8 protein-coding genes and 2 tRNA genes are annotated in these 9605 nt (G+C 60.4%); 7 read left to right on the top strand and 3 right to left on the bottom strand.

Going from position 1 to position 9605, the window contains the following annotated elements:
* Positions 1–48: 48 nt before the first annotated feature.
* Positions 49–138: transfer RNA gene (locus tag BHU62_RS19990), tRNA-Ser, on the bottom strand.
* Between the two features lie 386 nt (positions 139–524).
* Positions 525–614: transfer RNA gene (locus tag BHU62_RS19985), tRNA-Ser, on the bottom strand.
* A gap of 447 nt (positions 615–1061) precedes the next feature.
* Between BHU62_RS19985 and BHU62_RS19980 the strand changes: the two genes are divergently transcribed.
* The 6 genes from BHU62_RS19980 to BHU62_RS19955 all read left to right on the top strand — a co-directional run bounded on the left by BHU62_RS19980 (position 1062) and on the right by BHU62_RS19955 (position 7936).
* Positions 1062–2528: a peptide MFS transporter gene (locus BHU62_RS19980; protein ID WP_073533893.1), complete on the top strand. Its 1467-nt coding sequence runs from the start codon at positions 1062–1064 to the stop codon at positions 2526–2528.
* Positions 2529–2654: 126 nt separating this feature from the next.
* Complete coding sequence (gene ghrA, locus BHU62_RS19975; RefSeq protein WP_073533892.1) at positions 2655–3596, top strand: glyoxylate/hydroxypyruvate reductase GhrA; 942 nt, start codon at positions 2655–2657, stop codon at positions 3594–3596.
* Positions 3597–3686: 90 nt separating this feature from the next.
* On the top strand, positions 3687–4424 hold the full coding sequence (locus BHU62_RS19970) for a phosphatase (RefSeq protein WP_073533891.1): 738 nt from the start codon (positions 3687–3689) through the stop codon (positions 4422–4424).
* A gap of 42 nt (positions 4425–4466) precedes the next feature.
* The gene (locus BHU62_RS19965) at positions 4467–5030 is read left to right on the top strand and encodes a molecular chaperone (RefSeq protein ID WP_073533890.1); all 564 of its coding nucleotides are present in this window, start codon (positions 4467–4469) and stop codon (positions 5028–5030) included.
* A gap of 150 nt (positions 5031–5180) precedes the next feature.
* Positions 5181–5834, top strand: coding sequence for a tellurite resistance TerB family protein (locus BHU62_RS19960; protein ID WP_073533897.1), 654 nt, complete (start codon positions 5181–5183; stop codon positions 5832–5834).
* A 68-nt stretch (positions 5835–5902) separates the two neighbouring features.
* Positions 5903–7936 carry a S9 family peptidase gene (locus BHU62_RS19955; RefSeq protein WP_073533888.1) on the top strand — a complete coding sequence of 678 codons (2034 nt, stop codon included), beginning with the start codon at positions 5903–5905 and terminating at the stop codon, positions 7934–7936.
* Positions 7937–7971: 35 nt separating this feature from the next.
* Here the strand turns inward: BHU62_RS19955 and exoX are convergent, their stop codons facing one another.
* On the bottom strand, positions 7972–8640 hold the full coding sequence (gene exoX / locus BHU62_RS19950) for an exodeoxyribonuclease X (protein ID WP_073533896.1): 669 nt from the start codon (positions 8638–8640) through the stop codon (positions 7972–7974).
* Between the two features lie 423 nt (positions 8641–9063).
* Between exoX and dksA the strand changes: the two genes are divergently transcribed.
* Positions 9064–9489 carry an RNA polymerase-binding protein DksA gene (gene dksA / locus BHU62_RS19945; protein ID WP_073533884.1) on the top strand — a complete coding sequence of 142 codons (426 nt, stop codon included), beginning with the start codon at positions 9064–9066 and terminating at the stop codon, positions 9487–9489.
* Positions 9490–9605 lie beyond the last annotated feature (116 nt).

Here is a 9605-nt window from a genome sequence, read left to right as displayed (position 1 = left end):
TGTATACAAAAAAGCCTGAACTTTCGCTCAGGCTTTCTCGTTAGAATATGGCGGTGAGGGAGGGATTCGAACCCTCGATACACTTTCGCGTATACACACTTTCCAGGCGTGCTCCTTCAGCCACTCGGACACCTCACCATATTTTTTTGTTGCGAAATCATCGCTGCAACGGGGCGCTACTATAGGGAGTGGGGCCGATCCGGTCAAGAATAATTTCTGTGTTTTTGTTTGTCCGCTCAAGCTGTGTGCACTTTGCTGAAAACTGCGGCGAACGTCAGGGCTGAAGTCATGAAAGGGCGAGAAAATCTGGGGTAAGGTTTGTGGATAACCGGCGCAAAGAGATGTGTTGAAGGGAAGAACTGTCGCAGAAAGAGAGAGTCATTCGCTGCGCTCACCCTGCGGGCCGCCGTTGGCGGTCCAAAACGCAGGCGTTTTGTCGAACCCTGTCGAGGCTTCTCACCCCTCTCGGCGGTGCATCATGCAAAAAAAAGCCTGGACGCGAATCCAGGCTTTCTCTTTAAATTTGGCGGTGAGAGAGGGGTTCGAACCCTCGATACACTTTCGCGTATACACACTTTCCAGGCGTGCTCCTTCAGCCACTCAGACACCTCACCGTTTTGTTGTCGAAAACGCTTTGCGCTGTCGACGGGCGCTAATGTAGGAGAATCTGATCTCAGCGTCAACCCTCTTATTTCATTCTCATGACTGTTTAGCCAAACTTGCAGCAATTTGCTGATTTACCGAACGATATCCCCACTTTGGGCCGCCAATCAGCAGGGCAGGCAGCGGTCAAAATCCGTGAAAGACGATCATCTGACCTTTTTCTGTACAAATGGGTCAATATCTCGCCATGGAGGCGTTGTTGTTTGATGTTATATGCATTAATACTGGATTATTAGTCAGATGTGTCGCTAAATGGAATCATGTCGGCGCGGCGTTTTTGGCAAGGAACATCACGTCGCCGCGCAGATTGCCGGGTGACAGGCCGGCGATATCGCAGACAGGGACAGACTCATTACATAATAATGCAGTAGAGGTTCGTTTTGACTCCTTCAGATGCCATGCCGGCGCCGCAAGCGCGCCATGCCATTCCCCCCGGTGCGGGGGCGCTGTTCTTCATCCAGATCTTCGCCACGCTGGGCTTCGCCGTGCTTTACTCCACGCTGGTGCTGTACGCCACCAAGCGTCTGGGCTTCAACGAAAGCAGCGCCAACGCCATGATGGGCGTATTCGGCGCCTTCAACTATGGCCTGCACATGTTCGGCGGTTACCTCGGCGGCCGATTCCTCAGCAACCGCAATCTGTTCGTGCTCGGCATGGTGCTGCAGGTGATCGGCTGCGCGCTGATTGCCGTCGCGGGCGTGTGGGGGCTGTACTGGGGGCTGGCGATGTTCCTGACCGGCAGCGGCCTCAACGTTACCTGCATCAATATGATGCTCACCCAGCGTTTCAAGCCGGACGATGATCGGCGCGAATCGGCGTTCCTGTGGAACTACGCCGGTATGAACCTCGGGTTCTTCGTCGGCTTTACCGTCGCCGGGTATTTCCAACTGACGGAAAACTACCGCGCGCTGTTCCTGTTCGCCACGCTGGGCAACGCGGCGGCGATCATCGTCGCCGTCTGCCGCTGGCGCATTCTGGCGGATCTCAATACCCCGCTGCACGACGCCAGCCGCAGCCAATACCGCTGGCGCATGCTGGTCGGGCTGGCGGTGCTGGTGGCGCTGGTGCCGATTATCCGCGTGATGCTGACCCATGCCGAGTTCAGCGGCCACTTCGTGATCGTGCTCGGCGCGCTGATCTTCCTGATGCTGTGCGTGGTGACCCTGCGCCACCATCCGCGCGATGAGCGCCGCAGAATGGCGGCCTATCTGATCCTGGCGCTGGGCTCGCTGGTGTTTTGGGCGCTGTACCAGCTGGCGCCGATGGGGCTGATGCTGTTCTCCGAGCACAACATCAACCTTAACGTTTACGGCATTCAGGTGGCGCCGCAATGGATCCAGAACATCAACACGCTGGTGATCGTGGTGGGCGGCCCGCTGCTGGCCTGGTGGTTCAACCGCCTGCGCGCCCGCGGTTGCAACATCGACATTCCGCTGCAGTTCTCCGGATCGCTGTTCTGCATCGGGCTCGGTATGCTGGTGCTGCCGCTGGGTATCAGCATGGCGGGTGGCGACGGACTGGTGGCGTTCAAATGGATCGCCATCAGCTATGTGCTGCAAAGCATCGGTGAATTGATGATCTCGCCGATCGGTTACGCGATGATCGGCAAGCTGGCGCCACCGCGCTATCAGGGCGTGATGATGGGCTGCTGGATGATGGTGACCGGTGTCGCCTCGGTGCTGGCGGGCTACGTCTCCGGCCTGATGCCGGAAAACAGCGGTAGCACGCCGCTGCAAACCAACCCCGGCTACAGCGAAATCTTCGGCGCGCTGGGCTGGGGGGCGACGGGCGTCGGCGTGGCGATGCTGATTCTCATTCCGCTGTTGCGGCGCCTTATCCGGCGCGACGGCCCGTCTGCCGCCTGATTGGCGTGTATGCACAACAGCCCCACTGGTCGGGGCTGTTTTTATTTTGGGCTTTAACGCTTGCATCCGGCGGCGAATCGCGAAAGGCTGGAGGAAAACCAATAAAAACAAACGGGAGCCCGCAGTATGAACATCATTTATTACCACCCCTTGTTTAACGCCCAGGAATGGCTGGCCGGCATCAAACAGCGCCTGCCGCAGGCCGAGATCCGCGAATGGCAGCGCGGCGACGAGCGGCCGGCGGATTACGCGTTGGTGTGGCGCCCGCCGCACGAGATGCTGGCCAACCGCCGCGATCTGAAAGCGGTGTTCGCCCTCGGCGCCGGCGTCGACGCCATTCTCGACCAGGAACGCAAACATCCTGGTACGCTGCCCGCCGGTGTACCGCTGCTGCGGCTGGAGGATACCGGCATGGCGCAGCAGATGCAGGAATATGCGCTGAGCTATGTGCTGCGCTATTTCCGCCGTTTCGACGAGTATCAGGCGCTGCAGCAGCGGCAGGAGTGGCAGCCGCTCGATCCGCACTCGCTGGATGATTTCACCATCGGCATCCTCGGCGCCGGCGTGCTGGGGCAGAGCGTGGCGCGCAAACTGACCGAGTTTGGCTTCAGCGTGCGCTGCTGGAGCCGCAGCGCCAAACAGATCGACGGCGTGCAAAGCTTCGCCGGAGAGGCGCAGCGCGCGGCCTTCCTCGATGGCGTCAAACTGCTGATCAATCTGCTGCCCAATACGCCGGAGACCGTCGGCATCCTCAACCGCGAGCTGTTCGCGCAGCTGCGGCCGGGTGCCTATATCATCAACATCGCGCGCGGCGCGCATCTGGTGGAAGCCGATCTGCTGGCGGCGCTGGAGCAAGGGCAACTGACCGCCGCCACGCTGGACGTGTTCGCCCGTGAGCCATTGCCGCAGGATCATCCGTTCTGGCGTCATCCGCGTGTCACCATTACCCCGCATATTGCTGCCATCACGTTGCCGCAGCAGGCGATGGATCAGATCGCCGCCAACATTCGCGCGCTGGAGGCGGGGCACACTCCGGCCGGCGTGGTCGACAGGCAACGGGGTTACTGATCCTTCAGCCGCCGTTCGGTAACTGATAAGCTGTTATCGTCATCGCGCCTGCCCGTACCTTTGCGGGCGGGCCCTCTGGAAGGAGAAACAATGTACCCCGTTGATTTGCATATGCACACCGTCGCCAGCACCCACGCCTACAGCACGCTGCACGATTACATCGCCGAAGCTCAGCAGAAGGGCATCAAGCTGTTCGCCATCACCGACCACGGCCCGGACATGGCCGATGCGCCGCACTATTGGCACTTTATGAACATGCACGTCTGGCCGCGCCAGGTGAACGGCGTGGGCATTTTGCGCGGCATCGAAGCCAACATCAAAAACCTGCAGGGCGACATCGACTGCACCGGCCCGATGCTGACCGCCACCGACGTGATCATCGCCGGTTTCCATGAGCCAGTGTTTGCGCCGCAGGATAAAGCGTCCAATACTGAAGCGATGATCGCCGCAATGGCGCAGGGGGACGTGCATATCATCAGCCACCCCGGCAACCCGCGCTACCCGATCGACATTCCTGCCGTCGCGGCGGCGGCGGCCAAATACGAGGTGGCGCTGGAGCTGAACAACTCGTCGTTCACCCACTCCCGCAAGGGCAGCGAAGCCAACTGCCGAGCGATCGCCGCCGCGGTGCGCGATGCCGGCGGCTGGCTGGCGCTGGGCTCGGACTCACACGTCGCCTTTTCGCTGGGTAACTTTGAGCACTGCGAGCGCATTATCGAAGAGGTGGGCTTCCCGCAAGAGCGCATTCTCAACGTCAGCCCGCGCCGGCTGCTGGACTTTCTCGAGCGGCGCGGCAAGCCGGCGATTGCGGAATTGGCCGATTTGTGACATCGTCCCGGCAAAATTTTCCGTATTGTATAAGGCATTATCATGAATGAGTTTTCCATTGTCTGCCGCGTGCTGGGTACGCTGTTCTACCGTCAGCCGCAGGATCCGCTGTTGGTGCCGCTGTTTGCGCTGATTAAAGAGGGCAAGCTGCAGCAGCACTGGCCGCTGGAGCAGGATGACCTGCTGAAGCGCCTGCAGCAGGGCTGTGACGTCAACCAACTGGCGACCGACTTCAACGCGATGTTCGTCGGCGGCGAATGCAGCGTGTCGCCGTTCCGTTCCGACTACGTCGAAGGCGCCAGCGAGGCGGAAGTGCGCACCTTCCTGCAACAGCGCGGCATGCCGCTGGCGGAGGCACCGGCCGACCATTTCGGCCAGCTGCTGCTGGCGGCGTCCTGGTTGGAAGATCAGTCGCAGGAAGATGAAGCGCAGGCGCAGATTGCGCTGTTCGACGAGTTCCTGCTGCCGTGGTGCGGCCGCTTCCTCGGCAAAGTGGAAGCGCACGCCACCACCGGTTTCTACCGCACGCTGGCGCTGATGACCCGCGACGCCATCCAGGCGATGCGCGACGAGCTGGCGGAGTACGAGCAAGACGACGAAGCGTAACGCCACCGCTTATCTAAGCGGGCCGCCCGGCCCGCTAAACACAGGTTTGCATCCCCCAGACGTAAATTGACAAAAGATCCCCTAATCTGGCGGTTTACCGTCGGTTCGGCCGCGCCTGCGCGCCGCGCTTTTTCACGCAAGGGGTAGATGATGAAAAGTCACTGGATGCAGCAGATTCAAACGTTGATCGGGCAGAAGGCCGGCGCGATGGGCGGGGCGGAAGGCATCGGCAAGCTGCTGGCGCCCACGGCGCTGGGCGGCTTGGTCGGCGTGCTGTTGGCCAACAAATCCTCACGCAAGCTGGTGGGCAAGTTCGGCAAGAATGCGCTGATCATCGGCGGCAGCGCGGCGGTGGGCGCGGTGCTGTGGAACAAGTACAAGCAGCGGGTGAAAGAGACCCATCAGGGCGAACCGCAGTTCGGTTTGCAAACCACACCGGTGGATTTGCGCGCCAAACGCCTGGTGCAGGCGCTGGTGTTTGCCGCCAAGAGCGACGGCCATATCGATGCCGACGAGCAGCGCGCCATCGATCACAGCCTGGCGCAACTGCAGGTGGGGGAGGAGGCGCAGGGCTGGGTGCAGGACGCGCTCGATCAGCCGCTCAATCCGGAGCTGATCGCCCGCAGCGTGCAAAATGAAGACGAGGCGCTGGAGGTTTACTACCTCAGCTGTTTGGTGATCGACGTCGACCACTTTATGGAGCGCGGTTACCTCGATGCGCTGGCGCAGGCGCTGAAGATCCCGGCGGACGTCAAGCAGGGCATCGAGAGCGACGTCAACGAGAAAAAGCGCGAGCTGGCGTAGCGCCGCTTGGCAAGCCGGGGGGAATCGTGTCACTCTTGCCGCAATCTATGTAAGCGGATGATTTAGCAATGATGACCCCACCGAAAGCGGAAAAACGCCCTTATCCCATCACCATCCACGGCGACACGCGCGTGGATGACTACTACTGGCTGCGCGACGACGAGCGCGCAGACCGCCAGGTGCTGGACTACCTGCAGGCGGAAAACGCCTACACCGATGCGATGCTGAAGCCGCAGCAGGCGCTGCGCGAAACCCTGTACGAAGAGATGGTGGCGCGCATTCCGCAGCAGGAACATTCGGTGCCTTATGTGCGCCACGGCTATCGCTATCAGACGCGCTATGAGCCGGGCAACGAATACGCGATTTCCGTGCGCCAGCCGCAGGCCGAGAGCGAGCACTGGGAGGTGCTTATCGACGGCAACCAGCGCGCCGAGAACCACGAGTTTTACACCCTGGGCGGGCTGGACGTCAGCCCCGACAACCAGCGGTTGGGAGTGGCGGAGGATTTCCTGTCGCGCCGCCAGTACGACATTCGCTTCAAGAACCTGGCCGACGGCAGCTGGGCGGACGAAGTGCTGGAGAACACCTCCGGCAGCTTCGAGTGGGCCAACGACTCCTCGACGGTCTACTACGTGCGCAAGCACGCCAAGACGCTGTTGCCGTATCAGGTCTATCGCCACGTGGTGGGCAGCGATCCGCAGCAGGACGAGCTGATTTACGAAGAGCTGGACGATACCTTCTACGTTGGGTTGGAGAAGACCACCTCCGAGCGCTTTATCCTGATCCACCTGAGCAGCACCACCACCTCGGAGATCCTGCTGCTGGACGCCGATCGTGCGGACGCCAAGCCGCAGCTGTTCGTGCCGCGCCGCAAGGATCATGAGTACGCCATCGATCACTATCACCAGCATTTCTACATCCGCTCCAACAAGGACGGCAAGAACTTCGGCCTGTACCAAAGCGAACAGGCGGACGAAGCGCAGTGGCAGACGCTGATCGCCCCGCGCGCCGACGTGATGCTGGAGGGCTTCAGCCTGTTCCGCGACTGGCTGGTGGTGGAGGAGCGCAGCGCCGGCCTGACGCTGCTGCGCCAGATCCACTGGCAGACTGGCGAAGAGAAGCGCATCGCCTTCGACGATCCGACTTACACCACCTGGCTGGCGTATAACCCGGATCCGGAGACCGCGCTGCTGCGCTACGGCTATTCGTCGATGACCACCCCGACCACGCTGTACGAGCTGAACATGGACAGCGGCGAGCGGACGATGCTCAAACAGCAGGAAGTGAAGAACTTCACGCCGGAAAACTACCGCAGCGAACGGGTGTGGGTGAAGGCGCGCGACGGCGTCGAGGTGCCGGTGTCGCTGGTGTATCGCCAGGACCGCTTCCAGCGCGGCGCCAATCCGCTGATGGTGTATGGCTACGGCTCTTACGGCAGCAGCATGGATCCGGCGTTCAGCGCCAGCCGCCTGAGCTTGCTCGATCGCGGTTTCGTGTTCGTGCTGGCGCACATTCGCGGCGGCGGCGAGCTGGGGCAGCTGTGGTATGAAGACGGCAAGCTGTTCAACAAGCAGAACACCTTCAACGATTTTATCGACGTGACCGAAACGCTGGTCGCCCAGGGGTACGGCGACGGCAAGCGGGTGTTCGCCATGGGCGGCAGCGCCGGCGGCCTGCTGATGGGGGCGGTGATCAACCAGGCGCCGCAGCTGTTCCACGGCGTAGTGGCACAGGTGCCGTTCGTCGACGTGGTGACCACCATGCTGGATGAGTCTATCCCGCTGACCACCGGCGAATACGACGAGTGGGGCAACCCGAATGAGCAGGCCTATTACGACTACATCAAGCAGTACAGCCCGTACGATCAGGTGAAGACGCAGGAATACCCGCATCTGCTGGTGACCACCGGTCTGCACGATTCGCAGGTGCAGTATTGGGAGCCGGCCAAGTGGGTGGCCAAGCTGCGCGAGCTGAAAACCGACGATCGGCAGCTGCTGCTGTATACCGACATGGATGCCGGCCACGGCGGCAAGTCCGGGCGTTTCAAGGCCTATGAGGATATTGCGCTGGAGTACGCTTTCATTCTGGCGCTGGCGGAGTAACGGCGTTCGGCGGGCGGCCTGGGCCGCCCGCTGTGTTAGCCAATCAGATAGTATTTCAGCGTGTGTTTCATGTCCGGGCTCAGATCGTCGATGGATTTCAGCATCCAGCGCAGATAGCCGGGATCTTCCTGGGCGATGCGATCGATCTCCTGCCCGCGATACTTGCCGAATTTGAACTTCTTCAACAGCACCGGTTGTTCGGTGATCTGCACCATTTGCTCCGGCGTCCAGCCCGAATCCTTGATGATGCGTTGCAGCAGTGCGGCGGTGACGTAGCAGTCATACAGCGCGCGGTGCGGGTACAGCGTGGCGTCAGCGGGCAGCTGCACGTCCAAATTCAGCGCGTAGCGCAGATACTGGTTGCCGTACTTGATGTCCGGATACAGCGTGCGCGCCAGCTTGACGGTGCAGATCCAGGCGCCGTTCATCTCCGGCAGCACGCCGCGATCGAAGGCGGCGTTGTGCGCCACATAGTAGGGGCTGCCCTGATAGCGGCCGATCGCCACCGCGATGCGCGGTTTGCCTTCCACCATTTGTTCGGTGATGTGATGGATTGCCATCGCGTCGAGGCTGATGGGGCGATCCGGGCTGACCAGATCGCTCATCGGGTTGGTTAACTGACCGTCGAGCAGATCGAGGGAGGCCACTTCCACCACGCCGCCGTCCAGCCCGCAGGTCTCGGTATCTATTACGCGTAACGTCATGCTTTCCTCCGCGTTGCCGTCAGGTTTCAGCTTAACCGGCACAGGCGGCCGTGCCAACCGCACCTTGCTGCAGGCAATAAAAAACCCGCCTTGGCGGGTTTAATGACGGATGGAAGGACGCTTACTCACCAGACGGATGCGCTTTTTTGGCGCGTTTCTCCGCACGTTTCTCAGCTGGGGTTTTCAACGGCTTCTTCTTCGCATTTTTTTTGCTATCCATTCCCTTACTCATGATGGCCTCTCGTTACCTATGATTGGGTGGCTTGCTTAATCATTAACCGCCTAAAGCCGGCAGGATGCAAGCGCCAAAGTGCTAGTTTTGTTTAACCGACTGTTTGTGCATGAAATTTTGTTTTTGGATGACCGGGTGCTAATAATAAATATTATGTTATAATATTACATTTTCAAGATTCGGAGAACGCAATGACAGTCATGACATTACCGGATGCGCAGCAACTGCTGGCCATGCCGGATTCTGATTATATGAACTCGGTTCAACGGGCGTTTTTCCGTCAGTTACTGCAGGATGAACGGCAAAAGCTGCTGCTGCACATCGATGAGTTGAAGAAGGATATCGACGGCGGTGAAGCGACCGGTGACGAGGCCGACAAAGCGGCGCGCGAAGAGGATTTGCGCCTGCTGTTCCGCCAGTTGGATCGCGAAAGCCGTCTGCTGCCGAAAATCGATGCGGCGCTGGCGAGATTGCAGAACGGCGAGTACGGCTACTGCCGGGAAACCGGCGAACCTATCGGGCTGGCGCGCCTGCTGCTGCGCCCGACGGCGGAGCTGAGCATCGAGGCGAAAACCGCACAGGAAATGCGTGAGCCGCATATGCGTAAAAGCGGGTAGGCATCGCAAGGCTTGAACCGGTCGGGCCTGTGGCTGTTTTGCCGCCAGGTCGTTGTGATTTTGAGCAAACGCGCGCCGAGTTCTCGGTGCGCGTTCGAGTTTTCAGGTTTTACCGT

Origin of the sequence: Serratia marcescens, from assembly GCF_001902635.1 — a bacterium.
GTDB classification, from domain to species: domain Bacteria; phylum Pseudomonadota; class Gammaproteobacteria; order Enterobacterales; family Enterobacteriaceae; genus Serratia; species Serratia marcescens_F.
This window is presented reverse-complemented; position numbering and strand designations above follow the sequence as displayed.